Source organism: Chromatiales bacterium 21-64-14 (assembly GCA_002255365.1).
In the GTDB taxonomy this organism is placed as follows: domain Bacteria; phylum Pseudomonadota; class Gammaproteobacteria; order 21-64-14; family 21-64-14; genus 21-64-14.
The window spans coordinates 42,860-63,385 of the sequence record NCBI01000019.1; the positions used below are offsets into that span (position 1 = coordinate 42,860).

20 protein-coding genes are annotated in these 20,526 nt (G+C 65.5%); 5 read left to right on the forward strand and 15 right to left on the reverse strand.

Annotated features, from left to right (window positions below):
• Position 1 precedes the first annotated feature (1 nt).
• The 4 genes from B7Z66_10000 to B7Z66_10015 all read right to left on the reverse strand — a co-directional run bounded on the left by B7Z66_10000 (position 2) and on the right by B7Z66_10015 (position 5,220).
• Positions 2 to 571 (reverse strand): 16S rRNA (guanine(966)-N(2))-methyltransferase RsmD, encoded by a 570-nt coding sequence (locus B7Z66_10000; GenBank protein OYV76137.1) that lies wholly within the window; start codon positions 569 to 571, stop codon positions 2 to 4.
• Between the two features lie 171 nt (positions 572 to 742).
• Positions 743 to 2,113, reverse strand: a complete 1,371-nt coding sequence (locus tag B7Z66_10005) for a peptidase M16 (GenBank protein OYV76138.1) — start codon at positions 2,111 to 2,113, stop codon at positions 743 to 745.
• A gap of 64 nt (positions 2,114 to 2,177) precedes the next feature.
• Positions 2,178 to 3,830, reverse strand: a complete 1,653-nt coding sequence (locus B7Z66_10010; GenBank protein ID OYV76139.1) for a hypothetical protein — start codon at positions 3,828 to 3,830, stop codon at positions 2,178 to 2,180.
• 22 nt (positions 3,831 to 3,852) lie between these two features.
• Positions 3,853 to 5,220, reverse strand: a complete 1,368-nt coding sequence (locus tag B7Z66_10015; protein OYV76168.1) for a peptidase M16 — start codon at positions 5,218 to 5,220, stop codon at positions 3,853 to 3,855.
• 99 nt (positions 5,221 to 5,319) lie between these two features.
• Between B7Z66_10015 and B7Z66_10020 the strand changes: the two genes are divergently transcribed.
• The 4 genes from B7Z66_10020 (at position 5,320) to B7Z66_10035 (ending at position 9,181) form a co-directional block, all read left to right on the forward strand.
• Entirely contained in the window at positions 5,320 to 6,330 is a 1,011-nt protein-coding gene (locus tag B7Z66_10020) for a signal recognition particle-docking protein FtsY (protein ID OYV76140.1), read from the forward strand.
• Positions 6,331 to 6,381: 51 nt separating this feature from the next.
• Positions 6,382 to 7,071, forward strand: coding sequence for a cell division ATP-binding protein FtsE (locus B7Z66_10025; protein OYV76141.1), 690 nt, complete (start codon positions 6,382 to 6,384; stop codon positions 7,069 to 7,071).
• Positions 7,068 to 8,105, forward strand: a complete 1,038-nt coding sequence (locus B7Z66_10030) for a cell division protein FtsX (protein ID OYV76142.1) — start codon at positions 7,068 to 7,070, stop codon at positions 8,103 to 8,105. Before B7Z66_10025 ends, B7Z66_10030 begins: the two co-directional genes overlap by 4 nt.
• A gap of 206 nt (positions 8,106 to 8,311) precedes the next feature.
• A complete protein-coding gene (locus tag B7Z66_10035) occupies positions 8,312 to 9,181 on the forward strand; it encodes an RNA polymerase factor sigma-32 (protein ID OYV76143.1) in 870 nt (289 codons plus the stop codon).
• A gap of 93 nt (positions 9,182 to 9,274) precedes the next feature.
• Here the strand turns inward: B7Z66_10035 and B7Z66_10040 are convergent, their stop codons facing one another.
• The 3 genes from B7Z66_10040 to B7Z66_10050 form a co-directional block, all read right to left on the reverse strand.
• Positions 9,275 to 10,204: a protoheme IX farnesyltransferase gene (locus B7Z66_10040; GenBank protein OYV76144.1), complete on the reverse strand. Its 930-nt coding sequence runs from the start codon at positions 10,202 to 10,204 to the stop codon at positions 9,275 to 9,277.
• A gap of 94 nt (positions 10,205 to 10,298) precedes the next feature.
• On the reverse strand, positions 10,299 to 10,916 hold the full coding sequence (locus B7Z66_10045) for a hypothetical protein (GenBank protein ID OYV76145.1): 618 nt from the start codon (positions 10,914 to 10,916) through the stop codon (positions 10,299 to 10,301).
• Positions 10,913 to 11,650: a hypothetical protein gene (locus B7Z66_10050; protein OYV76146.1), complete on the reverse strand. Its 738-nt coding sequence runs from the start codon at positions 11,648 to 11,650 to the stop codon at positions 10,913 to 10,915. Before B7Z66_10050 ends, B7Z66_10045 begins: the two co-directional genes overlap by 4 nt.
• Before the next feature lie 72 nt (positions 11,651 to 11,722).
• On the opposite strand from B7Z66_10050, the gene B7Z66_10055 reads away from it, so the two are divergent.
• Positions 11,723 to 11,965, forward strand: coding sequence for a hypothetical protein (locus B7Z66_10055; protein ID OYV76147.1), 243 nt, complete (start codon positions 11,723 to 11,725; stop codon positions 11,963 to 11,965).
• Between the two features lie 267 nt (positions 11,966 to 12,232).
• On the opposite strand, the gene B7Z66_10060 is transcribed toward B7Z66_10055, so the two are convergent.
• The 8 genes from B7Z66_10060 to B7Z66_10095 all read right to left on the reverse strand — a co-directional run bounded on the left by B7Z66_10060 (position 12,233) and on the right by B7Z66_10095 (position 20,523).
• Positions 12,233 to 13,099 (reverse strand): cytochrome c oxidase subunit 3, encoded by an 867-nt coding sequence (locus tag B7Z66_10060; protein ID OYV76148.1) that lies wholly within the window; start codon positions 13,097 to 13,099, stop codon positions 12,233 to 12,235.
• Positions 13,100 to 13,341: 242 nt separating this feature from the next.
• Entirely contained in the window at positions 13,342 to 14,922 is a 1,581-nt protein-coding gene (locus B7Z66_10065) for a cytochrome c oxidase subunit I (GenBank protein OYV76149.1), read from the reverse strand.
• 23 nt (positions 14,923 to 14,945) lie between these two features.
• On the reverse strand, positions 14,946 to 16,151 hold the full coding sequence (locus B7Z66_10070; GenBank protein OYV76150.1) for a cytochrome c oxidase subunit II: 1,206 nt from the start codon (positions 16,149 to 16,151) through the stop codon (positions 14,946 to 14,948).
• Positions 16,152 to 16,226: 75 nt separating this feature from the next.
• Entirely contained in the window at positions 16,227 to 16,712 is a 486-nt protein-coding gene (locus B7Z66_10075) for a hypothetical protein (protein ID OYV76151.1), read from the reverse strand.
• 192 nt (positions 16,713 to 16,904) lie between these two features.
• Complete coding sequence (locus B7Z66_10080; protein OYV76152.1) at positions 16,905 to 17,615, reverse strand: dethiobiotin synthase; 711 nt, start codon at positions 17,613 to 17,615, stop codon at positions 16,905 to 16,907.
• Positions 17,616 to 17,685: 70 nt separating this feature from the next.
• On the reverse strand, positions 17,686 to 18,567 hold the full coding sequence (locus B7Z66_10085) for a malonyl-[acyl-carrier protein] O-methyltransferase BioC (protein ID OYV76153.1): 882 nt from the start codon (positions 18,565 to 18,567) through the stop codon (positions 17,686 to 17,688).
• Positions 18,560 to 19,327: a pimeloyl-[acyl-carrier protein] methyl ester esterase gene (locus tag B7Z66_10090; GenBank protein OYV76154.1), complete on the reverse strand. Its 768-nt coding sequence runs from the start codon at positions 19,325 to 19,327 to the stop codon at positions 18,560 to 18,562. Before B7Z66_10090 ends, B7Z66_10085 begins: the two co-directional genes overlap by 8 nt.
• The gene (locus B7Z66_10095; protein ID OYV76155.1) at positions 19,324 to 20,523 is read right to left on the reverse strand and encodes an 8-amino-7-oxononanoate synthase; all 1,200 of its coding nucleotides are present in this window, start codon (positions 20,521 to 20,523) and stop codon (positions 19,324 to 19,326) included. The genes B7Z66_10090 and B7Z66_10095 overlap by 4 nt, the downstream gene beginning before the upstream one ends.
• Positions 20,524 to 20,526 lie beyond the last annotated feature (3 nt).

Consider the following 20,526-nt stretch of genomic DNA (forward strand, 5'->3'; position numbering starts at 1 on the left):
CTCAAGCATCGCGCACCGCCAGGTGATACCCCACCCGGCCGGCGCGTTTGCTGCGCACCAGGCGCCACGCGGCGGGCAGAGGCGGCAGGCCCGCGCGACCCCCGGCTTCCAGATAAAGGTACGCGCCGGGGGCCAGCCAACCGCCGTCCTCCAGACGCCGGGCGCAATCCGCCAGCAGTTCCGACTCGGCGAAGGGTGGATCCAAAAACACCACGTCGAAGGCACGTACCGGATTGGCCAGCCACGCGAGGGCGTCGGCGCGCACCACCTGGACCTCAGGGGCATCCAGGCGCCGCACCAAATCCTGCAAGCCCTCCACCACCCGGGTCTCGCGTTCCACCAGCACCACCTCCGCCGCGCCCCGCGACGCGGCCTCGAGGCCCAGCGCGCCGCTGCCCGCGAACAGGTCCAGGCAACGCGCCCCGGCGATCACCGGCTGCAACCAGTTGAACAGGGTCTCGCGTACCCGGTCGGGAGTGGGACGCAGGCCGGGCACAGGCGGGAACGGAACCGGGCGCCCGCGCCAGCGCCCGCCGATGATCCGCAGCCGGTTGCGGGCCGCCGGCTTCATGACGGCGAGCGCAACGGCGCGGGGATTTGCCGGGCACCCTCAAGAGCCAGGTGCGCGAACCGCGGGGCGCCAAAGGTATAGCGGGCACGCCGTCGACGCACGCGCGGGGCATCCGCCGGGCACGCGCAAGCGCTGCGACGGCCACCGCGGTGGACCACCGGGATATGCACGCTACCCACCGACCGCCTTGACACCGGGACGTGTCGCGCCGCCGCCCACGATCACCGTTACCAGCCGGCCAGCATCGACCCGACGCCGGAAGGCTGCGCGAATCTGCGCCTTGGTCACGGCCTCCACCTTCTTGGTAAAGGTCTCAAGGTAATCCAGCGGGAGCCCGTAGAAACCGATCATGGCCAAATATCCGACGATATCCTGGTTGCTGTCGATCTGCAGGGGAAACCCGCCAGTGATATTTTTCTTGGCCGCCTGCAACTCCGCCGCCGTGGGCCCGTCCGCCACGAAGCGGCGCAGATCCGCATGCAGCAGCGCCACTGCCTCCGCGGTCTGGCCGTTGCGGGTCTGCAAGCCCATCAGAAACGGTCCCTTGCGCCGCATCGGCAGAAAGTAGCTGTACACGCTATAACTCAGACCGCGTTTTTCGCGGATGTCCTCCGACAACCGCGAGACCAGGCCCCCGCCGCCAAGAATATGGTTACCCACGTAGAGCGGGAAATAGTCCGGGTCGGTGCGGGTCATGCCCGGCGCCCCCATCAGCACGTGGGTCTGGCTGGAGTCGCGATGGACATCGACGGTACGCGATGCGCCGAGCGCCGGCACCGCGGGCAACGCCGGGGCCGGCGCACCCGCCGGCAGGGCGCCCGCGGCACGCTGGGCCAGGGCTTCCGCCTGGTGCCGGTCCAGCGCACCCACGATCGCCACCACCGCGTTGCGGCCCACGTAATAGCGCCGGTAGAAACCCCGCACCTCGGCCCGGCTCAGGGTAGGGACGCTGGCGAGGGTCCCTTCCGGGGGATCCGCGTAGGGATGGTTCCGGTAGAGCGCCCGGTAGAAGACCCGCTGCGCAACGCTGCCCAGGGACTGCTCCTGCTGCCGGAGCGCCACCCGCATACGGCTGCGCTCGCGTTTGAAGTCCGTTTCCGTAAAGGACGGCTGACCGAGGATCCGCGCCACCAAGCCGGCGGCCTCATTCAGGCTGCGCGCTTGCGCAAGGCTGCGCAACGACACCCACGCCATGTCGCGCAAGGCCCCGGAGGAGAATTGCGCGCCCAGCCCATCGAGCAGGGTCGCGACCTGATCGGCGTTCAGATCACCGGCACCGTCTTCCAGCAGTCCATTGGTCAACTGCGCCAGCCCCGGGTGGGCGCCGTCCCGGGCGCTGCCGGCATCGAAGACCACGCGCAGATCCACCATGGGCAGGCCGGGCGCCGGCACGAAGTACACCCGCGTCCCATTCGCCAATACCCAATGCTGGATGGGCGGAAAGGCCCAGCCGGGGACCGCCCAAAGCAGCATCGCAAGTGTCAGCGCCGCCCAGCCTGCGCCCCATGTGATCCGTTTCCCCATACTGCCTCGCATTTCCATCTTCGCGTCTCCTGGCCCGCACTATACATCAAGGCGCCTGACAGACTCCCGGCTTCCCGGCGGTTCAGGGCGCGCGCGCGGGGCTGCGTGGACGCAAGGCGGGAAATGCGTCGAAACATGCGTCCAAGGTATCCGGCCCGCCACACAGGAACAGCGTATCTCCAGGAACGATGCGCAGATCTTCCCCAAACTCCACCAACACTTGGCGCTCGCGTTCCAGCGCCACCACTAGCGCTCCTGAGCGCTCCCGGATTCCCGCCGCGAGCGGGTGCTGCCCGACAAGTGACGACGCGTCAATCTTGACGACCCTCACGGTCGGCTCCAGGCTTACGTATTTCTCACCGAGCAGTTGGTGAGCCAACAACGGGCCCGCGACTTGGCTGATCGATAATGCGAAATCGGTCCCCACGCGGTAGAGCCGCTTCACCGTCTGCGCTTGGTTGACACGCGCGATCAGCGGAACCTGCGGGGCATAGCTGCGTATCACCGAGGCCGCGAACAAGGCCTCGTTGTCGTTACTGAGCGCCAGCACGACCGCACTGGCATCACGCACACCGGCGCGCTCCAACGTGCCTTGTATGAGGGCGTTACCCACCACGTCCACACCCGGCCCCGGCTGCACGTCAATGACCGTGGTACGCTCGCCGGCATCGTGCAGCAGCTCGACGATCTTCTGCCCCACCTCCCCAAAACCGAGAACGACGATCGCGCCGCCCTGTTTGAGCGGCGTGGCGATCTCCCCCAGACGCGCGATACCCTGCGGGCTGCCGATGGCAACAATGATGGCGCCGGGTTCCAGCCGCGCGCTGCCGCGTACTCCCGCCTTGAACTCACCATCCAACCACTGCCCCAGTACCGATACACCGAAGTGCTCGCGCATGCGCACTTCCGCCAAGGTGTGGCCGGCCAGTGGGCTCTCGGGATGGATGCGCATCTCGGTCACCGTGACGTGAGACCCAAGCTGCTGCAGACCGCTGACGCGGCCCCTTATGCGCCCGCCGGCCTTGGCCGCGAGCGCCGCCGCAAGCACGTGCCGCGGGGTATACACAGCGTCGGCTCCCGCCTTGACGATCAGATCGCGGTGCAGCGGATCCTCCACCAGGGCATAGATGGGCCCCTGGAAACCCAATTCGCGGGCGATGAAGACCAGCGCTGCGTTATCGTGATCCTCGCCATTGGCAACTATCGCTTCCGCGTCACGCAACGGACTGAGGTCAAGGTGCTCGTCATTGAGGCTCGCATGAACCACCGTAAAGCCCCGTTCGAGCAGACGCCGCGCGTTCGCCGGATCCTCCTCGAACACCACGACGTGCCGCCCAAAGCGCAGCAGGTCATCGATCAACATTGCCACCGCCGGTCCGTAGCGATACACCAGCACGCAGCGCCTGCCCTCCATGACGGGCAACGTGCCCGGCAGTCGGGCCTCGAAGCGCTCCTCGATGAATGGCAACACGTAGAGTGGAAATACCATAAATACCAGAAAAACGCCCATGAACTGGGAGCCGATCACAAACAACACCATCATCGGATTATGCCAGCTCGAGTCGCTGTAGCCGATGGTGGTCAGCGTTTCCGCGGCCCACTCCAGGCTCGCCCAGAAATTCCGATCACTGCCTTCCAGATAATGCATGCCGAGTTTGTAGAATGACGCCAGCAACAGCAGCGTGACCGGCAGGATGGCAGCCAGGTACAGCAGTCCGCGCGTGGAGCGCTTCATGGCGGGGATCGCCTGGAGCCGGTTAACGCACCGGCGCAGCGCCGGCGGCGGGTGTCCGCGGCGGGCGCGGGCCGTGGATCGGCAACGGCTTGAGTACCGCCACCGTGAGCCGTTCCGGAATCAGGTATTTGCGCGCTACCTGCTGGACCTGCGCCGGAGTCACCGCGCGCACCCGGTCCACGTACTCGTCCAGCACCCGCCAGTCGAGCCCCGCAGTCGCCACCGTGCCAAGCTGCATGGCCTGATAGAACACCGAGTCGCGCTCGAATACGCGGTGCGCTACCACCTGCGCCTTCACACGGTCGAGCTCCGCCTGCGTGACCGGTTGATCCCGCAACCGGCGGATCTCCCTGCGCAAGGCCCGCTCCAGCTCCTGCGCGTCATGCCCACGGGCCGGCGTCGCCTGCAGCACCAGCAGGTCGTCGCGATGTGCGTACAGGTTGTAGCCCGCCGATGCCGACGCCGCCACCTGCGCGCCGCGCACCAGATCCCGTGTCAGGCGCGCGCCCCCGCCCCCGTCCAGGATGCCGCTCAGCATCTCCAGCGCGTAGACCTCCGATCGGTCCTTGGTGGTACGCAGCACCGGCACGTGGTAACCCATCAAAACGTAGGGCAGCTCCGCCGGAGCCTCCACTGTGACACGACGCAGCCCGCGTTGTTCCAGCTCATGGCGTGGCTTGATCTCCAGCGCCGGGCCGGCCTTGAGCGGACCGAAGTCGCGTTTGGCCATCCGGTACACCGCCTCGGGATCCACGTCCCCGACCACTACCAGGGTCGCGTTATTGGGCGCGTACCATCGGGAATACCACGCCCGCAGGTCTTCCACCGTCAGGTTCTTGAGGTCATCCATCCAACCGATGATGGGATGATGGTAGGGACTGCTCACGAAAGCCGCAGCGTTGAACCGCTCGTAGGTCAGGGCCTGCGGGTTGTCATCGGTACGCAGGCGCCGCTCCTCCATGACCACCTGGATTTCCTTGCGGAAATCACCCTCCTTCAAGGACAGGTTGTGCATGCGATCGGATTCCAGCGCGAAACTGATCGGCAAACGGTCCTTGGCGAGGCTTTGGAAATACGCAGTGTAGTCACGGCCGGTAAACGCGTTCTCCGCGCCACCGTTCGCGGCAATGACGCGCGAAAACTCGCCGCCGGGGTGCCGGGCCGTGCCCTGGAACATCATGTGTTCCAGGGCATGGGAGATGCCGGTGGTCCCGCCATGCTCATAGCCGGAACCCACCTTGTACCATACTTGGCTCACCACCACCGGTGCGCGGTGATCTTCCTGCACCAGGATCCGCAAGCCGTTGTCAAGGCGGTATTCATGCACCGGGCCGGCGTATGCCGGGAGCGGGAAAACCAGCAGGACCAACAGGAACGCGCGTTGCAACATGCCCACCCAGCCGCGCCATCCAGCGCGCTTATCATCCACCACAGGAGGGTGGTAGGATAACCCGGTTCCCAGAGCCGCGGCCACCCACAGCACACATCCATGTTTGGTTTTGGCAAAAGCAAGGCCCGAAGCGGTGAAGAACCAGCGCCGGAGCAGGCCTCCGAAGCGCCCGGACTCTTTGCACGCCTAAAGCGGCGTCTCGCCAAGACCAGCAGCGGACTCACGGAAGGGCTCGCCAGCCTGGTGCTGGGCCGCAAGGCCATCGATGCCGAGCTGCTCGAAGAGCTGGAAACGCGCCTATTGATGGCGGACGTGGGCATCGATGCCACCCAGGAGATCATTGGCGACCTGACCCGGCGCGTGGCGCGCAGTCAGCTCACCGACGCGGACGCGCTGTTCGCCGCCCTGCGTGAAAATATGGGACGGATCCTGGCGCCGGTAAGCCGGCCGTTGAGCATCCCCGCCGGTATCCGCCCGTTCGTGATCCTGATGGTTGGCGTCAATGGCGCCGGCAAGACCACCACCATCGGCAAGCTCGCCAGTCGCTTCCGCGCCGATGGCTTGAGTGTCATGCTGGCCGCGGGCGATACCTTTCGCGCGGCAGCGGTGGAACAACTCCAGGTCTGGGGTGAACGCAACGCGGTTCCCGTCATCGCCCAGCACACCGGCGCCGATTCCGCGTCGGTGCTCTACGATGCGTTGCAGGCGGCTCAGACCCGCGGCATCGACGTACTGATCGCGGACACCGCCGGGCGCTTGCACACCCAGTCCAACCTGATGGAGGAGCTGAAGAAGATCAAGCGCGTATTGGGCAAACTGGACCCCGCAGTACCCCACGAGGTGCTGTTGGTCCTGGACGCCAGTACTGGCCAGAACGCCGTCAACCAGGCGGTTCAGTTCCATGCGGCGGTGGGGGTCACCGGCATCACCTTGACCAAGTTGGACGGCACCGCGAAGGGCGGGATTTTGTTCGCCATCGCCAAGCGGCTGGCGCTTCCGATCCGTTTCATCGGCGTAGGCGAAGCGCTCGAAGACCTGCGGGTGTTCGACGCCGAGGAGTTCGTCGCGGCGCTGCTGGACACCGGCGCCGGCTCGACCGAGGACGCCTAGTGCGCGCCGCCGGGTTCCGGTTCACTCGCGCGGCGGTGCGGTACGGTTCCGATGATCCGCTTCGATAACGTCACCAAACGCTACCCCAGCGGCCACGAGGCCTTGTCCGGGGTGAGCTTCGGCCTGAAACACGGCGAGATGGCGTTTCTCACCGGCCACTCCGGTGCCGGCAAGAGCACCCTGCTGAAGCTGATCGCACTGCTGGAGCGGCCCACCCACGGGCAGGTGCTGGTGGACGGGCAAAACCTCGGTCGGGTGCGGCGCCGCCAGATCCCCGAGGTGCGCCGCCGCATCGGCATCATCTTTCAGGACTACCGCCTGCTGCACGACCGGAGCGTGTTCGACAACGTGGCGCTACCCCTGGTCATCGAGGGCTTCCGGCACCAGGAGATAGCCCGGCGGGTGCGTGCGGCCCTCGACAAAGTCGGGTTGCTGGACAAGGAAAAGCTCGCGCCGGTTACCCTCTCCGGCGGCGAACAGCAGCGGGTCGGCATCGCGCGCGCCGTGGTGCACAAGCCCCCCCTGTTGCTGGCGGACGAACCCACTGGCAATCTGGACCCGGACCTGTCGCGGGAAATCATGGAGCTGTTTCAACAGTTCAGCCGGGTCGGTGTGACCGTGTTGATCGCCAGCCATGACGTGGATCTGATCCGCGGCATGGGACATCGGCTCTTCGTCTTGAAGGGCGGCCGCCTGAAGGACACGGAGCACGCGGAACCCGAAGCGGGTGATCCGGCATGAGGCGCAAGCCGGGGCAGGCCACCCTCCGCCCTACTGCCAAGGCGCCCGCCGCAGCGCCGCAGCGCCGGGCGTCGGCGGGGGCGAGCCTGCGCCCGCGCCGCCGGCTGTCCTTGCAGTGGGCATTCGCCTACCTCCAACGGCACCTGCAGGTGTTCCTGGGCAGCCTGGGACGACTCGCGCACGCCCCCCTCAGCAGCCTGATGACGGCCACCGTGATCGGCATTACCCTGGCACTGCCCACCGGACTCTACGTGGTGCTCCACAACTTGCAGCAGCTGAGCGGCGGATGGCAGGGCACCGCCCGCATCTCGGTGTTTCTCAAGCAGGACCTCGACGCGACCCACGCCCAAGCCCTGGCGGCCAAGCTGCGCGCCCGGCCCGGGGTGGCCAACGTGCAGTACATCAGCCCCGCACAGGGGCTCAAGGAGTTCCGGCAGGCGTCCGGGTTCGGCGCCGCCCTGGACGCCTTGACTACCAATCCACTGCCGCCGGTCCTGGTGGTACAACCGGCGGTGGAGCTGCGCGACCCCCAGCAGGTACAGGGATTGCTGAACGCGTTGCGCCAGCTACCGGAGGTGGACTTTGCCCAACTCGACATGGGCTGGGTGGAACGGCTCTACGCCTTCATGGCGCTGGCCCAGCGCGGGGTATCGGTGGTAGCCGCCATGTTGGCCCTGGCGGTATTGCTGGTGGTCGGCAACACCATCCGCCTGGATATCCAGAACCGGCGAGAGGAGATCGAGATCACCAAACTGGTGGGAGGAACCGACGCCTTCATCCGGCGCCCGTTCCTCTATAGCGGGCTGTGGTACGGAGCGCTCGGCGGGGCCATCGCCTGGCTCCTGGTGACCGCTGCCCTGTGGCTGCTACAGGGCCCGGTGCAGCGCCTCGCACTGCTCTACAACAGCGGTTTTTCCCTGACCATGCTGGGCACCGGCGCCTCCCTGGAGTTGCTCGGCGGCGGCGCCCTGCTGGGGCTCCTGGGCTCCTGGCTCGCAGTGGGTCGGCACCTGTCGGAAATCGAACCGCGCTGACCCGCCGCTCCCCGACTACCCCGTCGGCTATAAAATTTATCTTTATATAATAAATATTTACTTATCTGCACACATATCCCCGCGCCCCCATGCGGGCGCCGGAACTTCCCCGCCATGGGTCGCTCTAACGGTTTTAGCACTCTCCAGTATTGAGTGCTAAAATAGTGCGCTCAAGGGAAAGACCGTTGAAAGTCGAGGAACTCGCCATGAGCAAAACCCTGGCCATCCATAGGAACGCAACCGGAATGCCCTTGGTGCCGCCGCTCGGCAGTGTCGGCGCCTATATCCAGGCCGTCAACGCCATCCCGATACTGAGCGCCGAGGAAGAGCACGAGCTCGCGGTGCGCCTGCAACGGGATCAGGACCTGGACGCCGCACGGCGCATGGTCATGTCCCACCTGCGGTTTGTGGTGCACATTGCCCGGGGGTACGCGGGTTACGGTCTGCCCCTGGCGGACCTGATCCAAGAAGGGAACATCGGACTGATGAAAGCGGTGAAGCGCTTTGACCCTTCCCTGGGGGTACGCTTGGTATCCTTCGCGGTGCACTGGGTACGGGCCGAGATCCACGAATTCATCCTGCGCAACTGGCGCATCGTCAAGGTGGCTACCACCAAGGCGCAGCGCAAGCTGTTCTTCAACCTGCGCGGCGCCAAGAAACGCCTAGGCTGGATGAACCAGGAAGAGGTGCGCGCCGTCGCGGAGGACCTGGGTGTAAAGCCCGAGACGGTGCTGGAGATGGAGTCGCGCCTCGCGGGCCGTGACGTGACCTTCGACGCCGGCAACGACGATGATGACGCAACCCCGTTGGCGCCCGCGGGTTACCTCCCGGATCAGCGCTTCGACCCGGCGGTACAACTTGAAGCCAACGACTGGGAGACCCGCAACAACGCGCGCCTGCAAGCGGCGCTGGCAGCCCTGGACGAGCGCAGCCGCGACATCCTGGTGCAGCGCTGGCTCGCCGATGGCAAGGCGACCCTGCAGACGCTGGCCGACCGTTACCAGGTATCCGCGGAACGTATCCGGCAGTTGGAGAAAAACGCCATCCGCCGGTTGAAATCGGCCCTGGAAGCCTGAGTCCCCACCCCTGCCCCGGCGGCCCGGCACGGCGCCTATCCCGGTCTTCGCTCTGCGCGCCCCGGTTAGTACGGGGCGCGCGGGTGGTGTGCGTCAGGCCAACCAGCTGCGGAACAGCGGCACGTAGTGGTCCACCAGCAAAAAGGCGAACAACAGCATCAGATAGAGGATGGAATAGCCGAACGTCTTCATGGCTTGGCGGTCGTCCTTCACCCACATCAGGCGCAGCGCCTGATAGAGGAACACGCCCCCCAGGACCAAGGCGCCGGCCAAGTACAGCAGCCCGCTCATGTGGGTGGCGAACGGCAACAGACTGACCGCCACCAGCAGCACGGTATAGAGCAGCAGATGCAGCCGGGTATACGCCACTCCGTGGGTCACCGGAAGCATCGGCACATTCACCTTGGCGTAGTCCTCGCGCTTGGCAATGGCCAGGGCCCAGAAGTGCGGCGGGGTCCAGGTGAAGATGATCAGGAACAGCAGCAGGGCATTCGGATCCAGATGACCGGTGACCGCAGTCCAGCCCAGCACCGGGGGAGCCGCTCCGGCAGCGCCGCCGATTACGATGTTCTGGGGCGTGGCGCGCTTGAGGAACACGGTATAGATCACGGCATAGCCGATCAGGGACAGGAAGGTCAGGCCCGCGGTGAGCGGGTTGACCAACCCCGCCAGTACTACCATGGACAGCACCCCCAACACGGAGGCGAACACCAAGGCATGGGTGGTATCCACCCGGCCCGTGGGTAACGGGCGGCCGCTGGTACGGCCCATCTCCCGGTCGGCGCGCTGATCCAGGATGTGATTGAAAGCGGCCGCCGAGGACGCGGCCAGCCAGATCCCCAGGGTCCCAAAGGCCAGCGCGCTCCCGGGTACCATCCCCGGCGTGGCCAGGAACATCCCCACCACCGCAGTGAAGACGATCAGGGCAACCACCCGGACCTTGCACAGTCCCAGATAGGTCTGGATCACGGCCAGCCCATCCTGACGGATGGTCCGCAGACCACTCTCAACGGCGTTTCCCATGGTCGACCTCGATCCGCTGCTGGCCCCGAACTCGGGGGCCAGGGGGGCGAGAAGTATAGCATCCCGCGCCGGGCGCGGACCGTTACGCGCGGTCTCAGCCGATATGCGAGACCTTGAGCAAGCGCTTCAGATCCTTCTGTAACCCGCTGGGCTTCAGATCCGCGGGATAGCGCATCATCAGGTTGCCCAGGGGGTCCACCAAATAGACATGCCCATCCACCGGGCCGCCACCACCACTATTAAGCCAGTCGAACATGGTACGCAGCTGCTGGGGGCTACCCCCCACGATCGTCAGGTCCGGATGGGCCGCGCGCAGTTCGGCCAGATGGGGATCCGGTCGCCCGCCGCTGAACACCAGCAACCGTTGCACGCGGCGCAGGTCCTCGCCCAGGGTCACCCGGACCTGACGGGTGACCCACAGGCGATGGGCACAGGCGGTATCGCAGGGCGTCCTGTCGACCTGGATCAACGTCCACTTTCCGAGCAGGAAATGGGGATCCAGGGCGCCGCCGCCCACACGCTCCAGGTCCACGGCCCCCGCGGGCACCGGCTTGGGCGGTGTGACGAGGGTACCGTAGTTCACCAAGTGTTCAGAGCGCCAGCCACTCAAACGGAGCAACCAGGAACCCGTCACCGGTGCCAGGAACACCAGCACCACGATCACCATGGGCAGCAGACGCCGGAACCGGTCCGGCGCACCTTGCGGCGTCACGCTTCCTCCTTCGGTTTCACGCGCGACGTGTTGGTCGCGATGTAGATCGTCAATAGCGTCCCCGCCAGTGCAAACCACTGCACCGCGTAACCAATGTGGCGGTCCGGCCCGAACGCCACCAATATCCATTTGCGCACGAACCCGTAGGGTTGGTTGGCATCGAGCCGCACCACATAGGGCATCAGTGGATACCCCAGATCCCGCGTCAGGTGTCCGATGTCCACGGTCTCCACGATGCGCGGCCAACCGGCATGGGGGGACTCCTCGGGGCCCAGCAACAGTGCCGGCTTGGGCGGCGGCACCAGCCAGCCGGCGAGGGTCACTTCCCCCGCAGGCACCAGTACGCGCGGCAGATCATGGCGGGTCTTGCCCAACGGCACCCAACCACGGTCGATCAGTATCCGATGCTTGGTACCGCTGATCCGCAGCGGCGTCAGCACGTCGAAGCCTTCGTTGGGTCCCTGGGACTGGTTGTCCAGAAACAACTGATGGCCACCGTCGAGGGTTCCGCTCACGGTCACCCGGCGAAACTTCAGGGAGTCCGGATGCGCCAGCATCGCCTCCAGTGTTACCGGCGGCTCGTGCTCCGCGGCGGCGTACTGCGCCAAGATCTGGCGCTTGTACGCGGCCCGGTGCAACTGCCATATCCCCAGGCTGATCAGGAACGGAAACAACACAAGGGTAACTAAGCTGGGCACCAGGGAGGGTCGAAAATCGTATCGGCCTATGCGCATCTTCAGATCAGCGCGCCGGGGAGCCCACGACTACGCTATACTGCACCCATTCCCTCATTCCGGAACACCCCGATGATCGTCAAACTGTTGATAGTCGCGGGCTTGCTGACGGTCATCGCCAGCCTCGCCAGCGCCATGTTCTACCTTGTGAAGGACAAGGGCCAGAGTAACCGGACCTTGAAGGCATTGACCGTACGGATCAGCCTCTCGCTGGTACTCTTCTTTCTGCTGTTCGTGGCCTGGGCCGCCGGGCTGATCCACCCCCACGGCATCTATCCGCAGCGCCCCAGCACTCAGCAGTCCTCCAAACCTTAACCCGCGTTATTCACGCAGGCGACTGACCGCTCCGGTGGTGGACGGGGTACCCGACCGAGTGTCGCACACCCGTGCGGCCCCCGCGCACCTCACACCGGCGGAGCTACACGATCTCCAAGACCGCGCGATCCCGGCCGCGAACCTCACCATCCTTCGAAACCTGATAGTGCGGGGCTGAAAAGCGAACGCCCGGCCACAGGCCAGAGCGGCGTAACCGGGGCGTCGGTGGGGCGGCTGGAGTGCCGCCGCCCCACCGCATCTTCGTGCCTACAGCCAGTAAACGAAGATGAAAAGGTTCAACCAGACCACGTCCACGAAGTGCCAATACCAAGCAGCAGCCTCAAAGGCGAAGTGGTCCTCAGGGGTGAAATGCCCCTTGATCGCCCGCACCAGCATCACCGCCAGCATGGTGGCGCCGATGGCCACATGGAGACCGTGGAAACCGGTCAGCATGAAGAACGTCGATCCGTAGATGCCCGAGTGCAGGGTCAGGTGCAGTTTGGTGTAGGCATGGATGTACTCGTGGGCCTGCATATACAGGAACGAGGCGCCGAGCAGTACCGTGCACAACAGCCAGAAGATCAGCCGCCCGCGCTGTTCGGCCTTCAGTGCCCAATGCGCCCAGGTGACCGTGACACTGCTGGTGAGCAGGATCAACGTATTGATGGCGGGAATACCCCATGCGGGCATGCTCTCGAAAGCACCGCCGATAGCACCGGGCCCATTGGTGGGCCAAACCGCCGTGAAGTGCGGCCACAGATACGTATGCGCAGCGCCCTTCGCGCCCAGCCCTCCCAACCATGGCACGGAGTAGATGCGCGCGTAAAACAGTGCCCCGAAGAAGGCCGAGAAGAACATGACTTCCGAGAAGATGAACCAGCCCATACCCCAGCGGAACGAACGATCCACCTGCTCGCTGTACAGGCCGGCGAGGTTCTCGCGGATCACCGTACCGAACCAGCCGAACATCATAATGGCGACGATCACCGCGCCGGCGATCATCATGTGGCCGCCGAAATCATGTCCCTCCAGCAGCGACGCAAATCCCACCATTAGGGTCGTGAGCCCCACCGACCCCACGATCGGCCAATAGGCCTTGTGGGGGACGTAATAGCCGCCATGTGCTTCCGTCATGCCTTGGTCCTCTTCTCTCGATCTTTATTTTCGAAACCCAGGCGCCCTGGTCCCGGCAACGGCCGGTCTCGTGGCGCGGTGCCCATCCCACCGATCAGCGGACATGCTGCCATACGAACAGTGCGTAGGCCCCGAACGCAATCAGCAGCAGCACGGCAACCGTCACCCGCACACCGCGCCGTTGCCTGTTCCTCAGATCCGGATCATCACCGACCATCGCCTTCTCCGCGCCGCCGGTCACGCTACTCGACCGTGGGCGCCGTGCTGAAGCTGTGATAGGGCGCCGGCGAAGGCAAGGTCCACTCCAAACCGTGCGCGCCTTCCCACACCCGATCGGTGGCCTTCTCCCCGCTATGTGCCGCCTTATACACAATATAGACGAACAGCAGCTGCGAGAACCCGAACCCGAACGCCCCGATGGTCGCCACTTGGTTGAAGCCGGTGAACTGCAGTGCGTAGTCCGGGATACGGCGCGGCATGCCCGCCAGTCCCAGGAAGTGCATGGGGAAGTAGAGCACGTTCACGAAAATGGTCGAGAGCCAGAAGTGCCACTTGCCCAAGGTCTCGTCATACATCCGTCCGGTCCACTTGGGCAGCCAGTAGTAGACCGCCGCGACGATCGCGAACATGGCCCCGGTCACCAGCACGTAGTGGAAATGCGCCACCACGAAATAGGTGTTGTGGTACTGGAAGTCGGCCGGCACGATGGCGAGCATCAACCCGGAGAACCCACCGATGGTGAACAGCACCACGAACGCCACCGCAAACAGCATCGGAGTCTCGAAACTCAATGAGCCTCGCCACATGGTTGCGGTCCAGTTGAAGACCTTCACGCCGGTGGGCACGGCGATCAACATGGTCGAGTACATAAAGAACAATAAGCCCGCCAGCGGCATGCCCACCGTGAACATGTGGTGCCCCCACACGATAAAAGACAGAAACGCGATGCTGGCGGTGGCATACACCATGGAGCTGTAGCCGAACAGCGGCTTGCGGGAGAACGTCGGGATGATCTCCGAGATGATCCCGAATGCCGGCAGAATCATGATATAGACCTCGGGGTGCCCGAAGAACCAGAAGATGTGCTGGAACAGCACCGGGTCACCACCGCCCGCCGCGTTGAAAAACGACGTACCGAAATACTTGTCGGTCAGCAGCATGGTCACCGCCCCGGCAAGCACCGGCATCACCGCGATCAGCAGGAAGGCCGTAATCAGCCAAGTCCAGACGAACATCGGCATCTTCATCAAGGACATGGTAGGCGCGCGCATATTCAGGATGGTCGCGATGATGTTGATAGCGCCCATCACCGAGGATATACCCATCAGATGGACCGCGAAGACCAGAAACGGAAATGCGTCGCCAGTCTGCAGTATCAGGGGCGGGTACATGGTCCAGCCGCCTGCCGGCGCGCCACCCTTCATGAAAAAGGTGCTCAACAGCAGCGCAAAGGCAAACGGCAGGAGCCAGAAACTCCAGTTGTTCATGCGCGGCAATGCCATGTCCGGGGCACCGACCATCATCGGAATCTGCCAGTTCGCCAAGCCCACAAAGCCCGGCATGATGGCCCCGAAGATCATCACCAGCCCGTGCATCGTGACCAGTGAATTGAAGAACACCGGGTCCATGAACTGCAGTCCGGGCTCAAAGAGTTCGGCGCGGATCATCAGTGCCATGATGCCGCCCACGAACAGCATGATCAGGGAGAACACCAGGTACAGCGTCCCGATATCCTTGTGGTTCGTCGTGGTGACCCACCGCAGAATACCGCTCGGGCGATGGTCCTCGTGATGCGCTTCATCGTGAGTAATGGCAGTGCTCATGAATCGTTCCTCCACAGTCCGCTTTAGCGAGCCGCTTTGACTTCAGAAGGTTGAACCACATCACCCGTATGGTTGCCGAAGGCGTTCCGCTCGTAGGTGATCACGGAGGCAATGTCTACATCGCTGAGCTGAGGACCCCAAGCCGGCATGGCGGTGCCTGGAATGCCCTTCAACACGGTTTCGATGTGATGCTTTACCGGACCCATGACGATCTTGCCGTCCTTCAGGAAACCGCGCTCGGTGAGGTGCTGCATCATGGCAGCCGAGGCGCTGAAGGGCTTGCCGGCGGCGATGGGCGGAAACGTGCCGGGCACACCAGAACCAGTCGGCTGATGGCAGGCCGCGCAGTTGGCGTCATAGACCTGCTTGCCCTTCGCGACCAGCTCATCCTTGGTCCAGGTCTTGGCGACCGCCGCCGTTTCCGCGACTGCGGCGGTGGCGGTTCCGGCCTTCTGTTCGGCGACCCATTTCTTGAAATCAGCGTCGGTCTTGGCCACCACCACGATAGGCATGAAAGCGTGGCCACGACCGCAGATCATCGCGCACTGTCCCCGGTAGATTCCGGGCTTTTCGATTTCGGTCCATACCACATGCTCGTAACCGGGGATGGCGTCCGCCTGAATCGCGAAAGCCGGCACCCACCATGCGTGGATGACGTCGTTGGCGGTTATCAGGAAGCGGATCTTCTTGTGGATAGGCAGCACCAGCGGATGGTCCACCTCGCGCAGGTAGTGCTTATCCTTGGGCGCGTCGTTGTAGATCTCATCCGTCGGGGTGGAAAGGGTGCTGAAGAAGCTGATCCCCTCGCTCGGATAGTCATAGTGCCACTTCCATTGGTAGCCGGTCACCTTCACGGTGAGATCCGAGTTGGCGGTGTCGGACTCCGCGATAAGGACTTTGCTTGCGGGGATGGCCATGCCCACCAGGATCACGAACGGAACGATCGTCCAGATGATCTCCACCGTGGTGCTCTCGTGGAACTGGGCTGCGACCGCGCCCTTGGACTTGCGGTGCATGAGGACCGAGATGAAGATCGCGCCGAAAACGCCGATTCCGATGACGACGCAGATCCAGATGACCATCATGTGCAGGTCATAGACGTCGTGGCTGATAACGGTCGCGCCCTTGGGGAGATTCATGCCCCAATCGGCATTGGCGGTGCCGGATGCCCCCAGCAGTACCGCCGCCAGCAGGCCCGCTCCCGCGTTTTTAATCTTGCTTATCAACATGCCCGGTCGTCTCCTCTACATTACTTATCGTGAAATCTTCCGGCGACTTCGGCCGCGGCCTGGCGTTTGCGCACGCTAAGGAACCCATAAGGTGGGCGCGACGGCCCGGGTCAGTTCTTGCGCCAGTTCCAGCCGTTCTTCTTCGTTCAGAAATCTACCCAGCTCCAGCCCCCGGCCATGCACGCTGATGGTCAGCCGACTCGGGTACCATTCGTCGGCGCGCAGCGACACCCGGGTCCAGAACCGCGGAAACCGGTAGGAGCGCATCTTTCCCAAGGTACCAGACTGCACTTCAATGGTGTCGCCGGTGACGTTGATCACTTCGCAGACCTTGCCCCGTAGCGCCGAGACATAAAGCCCGGCACCGAGCACGATGACCTCCAGACCGGCAAACGGCAGGATCGGCCATGCTCCCATCGCGAGAAAGAACACCGCGATGCACGCATAGAGAAGGCAACTGCCTGCAAAAAACCACTTGGTAGCGCCCCAGGACAGGGAACGGTTGGGCCGCAGCACGAACCGACTGTCGGCGGTGTTCGGATCACGTTCCTTGGCCACCACCGTCGCACACCCGTCTCACGCGCCCCATAACACAAAGGTCCGGCCCCGATAATGAGCGAGCGCATACTACCCCAAGCGGGCGCAGCGCGCAACTTGTAAACTTTATGGTTTACAACTAGATACTTATGCCTCGGGACACGTTTCCAGAATATTACTATATGTTAATTATTGATTCTGCCCAGGGTGGCATGCTCACCGTCTACCCCCGGGAACCGCGCCTGCCGCGGCGCCGCAGACCGATAGATCGAGCCGGCCGGCGGCGGCTTGCGGATCCGGCGCGGTGAAACGCGGCAGTTCACCGATGAGGGGCGCGCGGATCCGCTCGCGTAACGCCGCCACGTTGTCCGCCGCCCGTAGGCAGGACGGGTCCAGCCGATTCGCCACCCACCCGGCCAACGGTACGCCGCTGGCCTCGATACTCTCCACGGTCAGCAGGGCATGATTGAGGCAGCCGAGCCGGATCGCCACCACCAACACCGCCGGGAAACCCAGGATGCGCGCCAGTTCCGCCACGGTAACCACCGGACCCAGCGGCACCCGCCAGCCCCCGACCCCTTCCACCACCACCGCGTCCACCTGCGAAACGATACCCTGGCAAAGGGCCGCGATCTGCGGGATCTCGATGGGCGTACCGGCCGCGGCCGCCGCCAGGTGGGGCGCGATGGGCGGCTCGAAGGCGTAGGGATTCACGACTGCATAGGGCAGGCCGACGGAACCCTCCGCCTGCAGACGCAGCGCGTCGTCGTTGCGCAGGGCGCCGCCCACCCGCTGGCAACCCGAGGCCACTGGCTTCATCCCGGCCACCCGCCGCCCCTGGTCCTTGAGCCCGCGCATCAAACCCAGGCTTACCAGGGTCTTGCCCACGCCGGTATCAGTCCCGGTAATAAAAAAGCCGATGGTCACGGGCAATCCTATGCAGGCGTCAGTGGATCCGAATTGGCGACTGCGGGTGCTGCCGCATCGTGCCACGCATTCAGCGGCCGGGCCGCCGCAACCGCTCCAGAGAGACCTGGACCGGCGCGCCCGGCGCGGGGCCCGACTCCGGGCCCAGTGGCGCCCAGGCGTGGCCATAGACCACCTCGAAGGTGGCGGGCAACCGCCCATCCGCGCGCACGGCTTCATAGCGCTGGGTCATGGTCTCGATCCGGCCGCGTCCGGTCAAGCCCCGCGGGCGCGCCGACCCCACGTTGCGGGAGCCAAGCCGTTGTAAGTCGCGCACCAGATCGAGGGTCCGCTCATAGGTCAGGGTGAGGCGTTCCACATCCATCACCGGTTCCGCGAGCCGCGCGCGCACCAGGGCGTCGCCGATGTCGTGCATGTCGAGAAAGGGATTCACGTGGGAATAGCGGTCCGCCTCGGCCCAAGCCTCACGCAGTTCCTTCAACGTATCGGGACCGAAGGTGGTAAACATCACCACGCCGCCGGGCCGCAACACGCGCCGGAACTCCTGGAACGCCGTGTCGGGCGCCGCGCACCACTGTAGCGCCAAGTTCGAGAACACCAAGTCCGCGCAGCCGTCCGGCAGCGGCAGCTGCTCCAGATCGCCGCATACACAACGCGGACGCCCGAACCAGGGGCCGCGCCGCCGCGCCTGGGTCAGCATCGCCACCGAGAGGTCCACCGCGATCACCCGCGCGCCCCGATACCGGCGCGCCAGTTCCCCGGTGGCGTGGCCGGTGCCCGCACCGAGGTCCAGGATCCATCGGGGGGTGAAGGCGCGCAACAGCTCCACGCGTTCCAACAGGCGCCCGCCCACCTCGCGCTGCAACACCGCGACTTGGTCGTAGGTCGCGGCGGCACGCTCGAAACCGGCGCGCACGCGCCACTTGATCCCCGGCGGCGCCGCCTCACCCATGGAGCAAACCCTCCAATGCTGCATGGAACGCCGCCGGGTGGGATAAGAACGGCACATGGCCCGCCTCGGGAAACATCTCGATCCGCGCCCGCGGCAACGCCCGCGCCAGTGCCTGAGAGGCCGCCGCCGGTACCAGGGTGTCCCGCCCGCCCGCCAGCACCAGGGTCTCCACGGAAAGCGCGTGGAGCCGCGCGCGCAGGTCGGTGTCACGCAGCAGCGCGAGCCCGCCGCGCAACGCGTCCAGCGCCGGCGCGTGGCGGACCGGGCGCCGGCGCAACGTGCGCAGGGTCGCCCGCGCGGCGGCGCTGCCGCGGGTCTGCAAGCTGAGAAAGCGGTTCAACGTCCCCTCGTAGTCGCGTTCCAAATCGGCCGCGAAGGTATCCAACACGTCGGCGCGGATACCGTAGGGCCAGTCCGGCGCACAGGTGAAACGCGGCGTCCCCGCCACCAGTGCAAGGCGCGCCACCGCGTGTGGGCCCGTCACGGCCGCGGCCATGGCGACCAAGGCGCCCAGGGACCAGCCCACCCACACCGCCCCCGGCGGCACCGCCGCGCGCACCGCGTCCGCCACGGCGTCCAGTTGGAACGCCCGCGCGTCCGCCAGCGGACTCAATCCATGGCCCGGAAGGTCCACGACCCACAGCCGGAAACGCGGCGCGAGCCACGCCGCGGTGGTATCCCAGATGCTGCCGTCCAGACCCCAGCCGTGGATCAGCACCACGTCGGGACCGGCGCCCCGGCACTCCACGTGGAGCGTCATGACGCGCCGGGGATCCCGTCCGGGAACTGCTTGCGCCACTCGATCTCCAGGACCTCCAGCAAACGGTCCACGTGCGCATCCTCGTGCACCGCGGAGAACGTGACGCGCAAGCGCGCGGTCCCCGCCGGGACCGTCGGCGGTCGGATTGCGGTGACCAGCAGCCCGTGGTCTTCCAACGCCCGGGAAAGTGCCAGCGCGGCACGCGCGGTACCCACCATCAGGGGCTGGATCGGCGTGGTGCTGCCGGTCACCGGCAACCCGATGCGGCGCGCCCCGGCCTGGAAGCGCTGCACCAGCGCATGCAAGCGCGCGCGGCGCCAGGGTTCCGCGCGCGCCACGCCCAGGGCGGCGCGCGCGGCCTCCGCCATGGCCGGCGGCGGCGCGGTGGTATAGACATAAGTGCGCGCGTGCTGGATCAGGGACTCGATCAACGCCGCGCTGCCGGCCACGAACGCCCCGAAGGTACCGAACGCCTTGCCCAGCGTGCCCATCAGCACCGGGACCGCATCCATGCCGAGCCCAAAGTGTTCCAGGACGCCGCCGCCCTGTTCCCCCACCACCCCCAGGCCGTGCGCGTCGTCCACCATCAGCCACGCCCCGGCGGCGTGCGCCGCGCGCGCCAGCTCCGGCAGCGGCGCCAGATCCCCGTCCATGCTGAACACGCCATCGGTGACCACCAGCCGGCGCCGCGCCGTGCCCGCCGCCAGCGCACGCGCCAGCGCCGCGGCGTCGCCGTGCGGATAACGCACCAAGCGCGCACCGGACAGACGCCCGGCGTCCAACAGCGAGGCGTGGTTCAGCCGGTCCTCCAGCACCTGATCGCCGCGCCCCAGCAACGCATCGACCACGCCCAGGTTGGCCATGTAGCCGGTGGAGAACAGCAGCGCCCGCGGCCGGCCCACGTAGGCCGCCAGTTCTTCCTCCAAGGCATGATGGGCCGCGCAATGACCTGTAATGAGATGGGCGGCGCCGCTGCCCACGCCATACTCACGGGCACCGGCGATGCAGGCATCGCGCACCGCCGGATGCGCGGCGAGCCCCAGATAGTCGTTGCTGCAGAACGCCAGATACTCGCGCCCACCGGCGTGGATCAGATCGCCCGGTGGCCCGGTGCGCACGCGTCGCGCACGGTACAGTACGGCGCGCTCGCGCTGTGCCAGGTCTTCGAGCAAGGCAGTGGTAAAGCCATCGTTCACGGC

Coding starts and splice junctions, on each gene's coding strand:
- B7Z66_10025 (OYV76141.1), top strand. CDS start 6,382: ATGATCCGCTTCGATAACGTCACCAAACGCTACCCCAGCGGCCACGAG.
- B7Z66_10020 (OYV76140.1), top strand. CDS start 5,320: ATGTTTGGTTTTGGCAAAAGCAAGGCCCGAAGCGGTGAAGAACCAGCG.
- B7Z66_10010 (OYV76139.1), bottom strand. CDS start 3,830: ATGAAGCGCTCCACGCGCGGACTGCTGTACCTGGCTGCCATCCTGCCG.
- B7Z66_10000 (OYV76137.1), bottom strand. CDS start 571: ATGAAGCCGGCGGCCCGCAACCGGCTGCGGATCATCGGCGGGCGCTGG.
- B7Z66_10030 (OYV76142.1), top strand. CDS start 7,068: ATGAGGCGCAAGCCGGGGCAGGCCACCCTCCGCCCTACTGCCAAGGCG.
- B7Z66_10040 (OYV76144.1), bottom strand. CDS start 10,204: ATGGGAAACGCCGTTGAGAGTGGTCTGCGGACCATCCGTCAGGATGGG.
- B7Z66_10090 (OYV76154.1), bottom strand. CDS start 19,327: ATGACGCTCCACGTGGAGTGCCGGGGCGCCGGTCCCGACGTGGTGCTG.
- B7Z66_10055 (OYV76147.1), top strand. CDS start 11,723: ATGATCGTCAAACTGTTGATAGTCGCGGGCTTGCTGACGGTCATCGCC.
- B7Z66_10085 (OYV76153.1), bottom strand. CDS start 18,567: ATGGGTGAGGCGGCGCCGCCGGGGATCAAGTGGCGCGTGCGCGCCGGT.
- B7Z66_10060 (OYV76148.1), bottom strand. CDS start 13,099: ATGACGGAAGCACATGGCGGCTATTACGTCCCCCACAAGGCCTATTGG.
- B7Z66_10035 (OYV76143.1), top strand. CDS start 8,312: ATGAGCAAAACCCTGGCCATCCATAGGAACGCAACCGGAATGCCCTTG.
- B7Z66_10065 (OYV76149.1), bottom strand. CDS start 14,922: ATGAGCACTGCCATTACTCACGATGAAGCGCATCACGAGGACCATCGC.
- B7Z66_10050 (OYV76146.1), bottom strand. CDS start 11,650: ATGCGCATAGGCCGATACGATTTTCGACCCTCCCTGGTGCCCAGCTTA.
- B7Z66_10015 (OYV76168.1), bottom strand. CDS start 5,220: ATGTTGCAACGCGCGTTCCTGTTGGTCCTGCTGGTTTTCCCGCTCCCG.
- B7Z66_10005 (OYV76138.1), bottom strand. CDS start 2,113: ATGGAAATGCGAGGCAGTATGGGGAAACGGATCACATGGGGCGCAGGC.
- B7Z66_10070 (OYV76150.1), bottom strand. CDS start 16,151: ATGTTGATAAGCAAGATTAAAAACGCGGGAGCGGGCCTGCTGGCGGCG.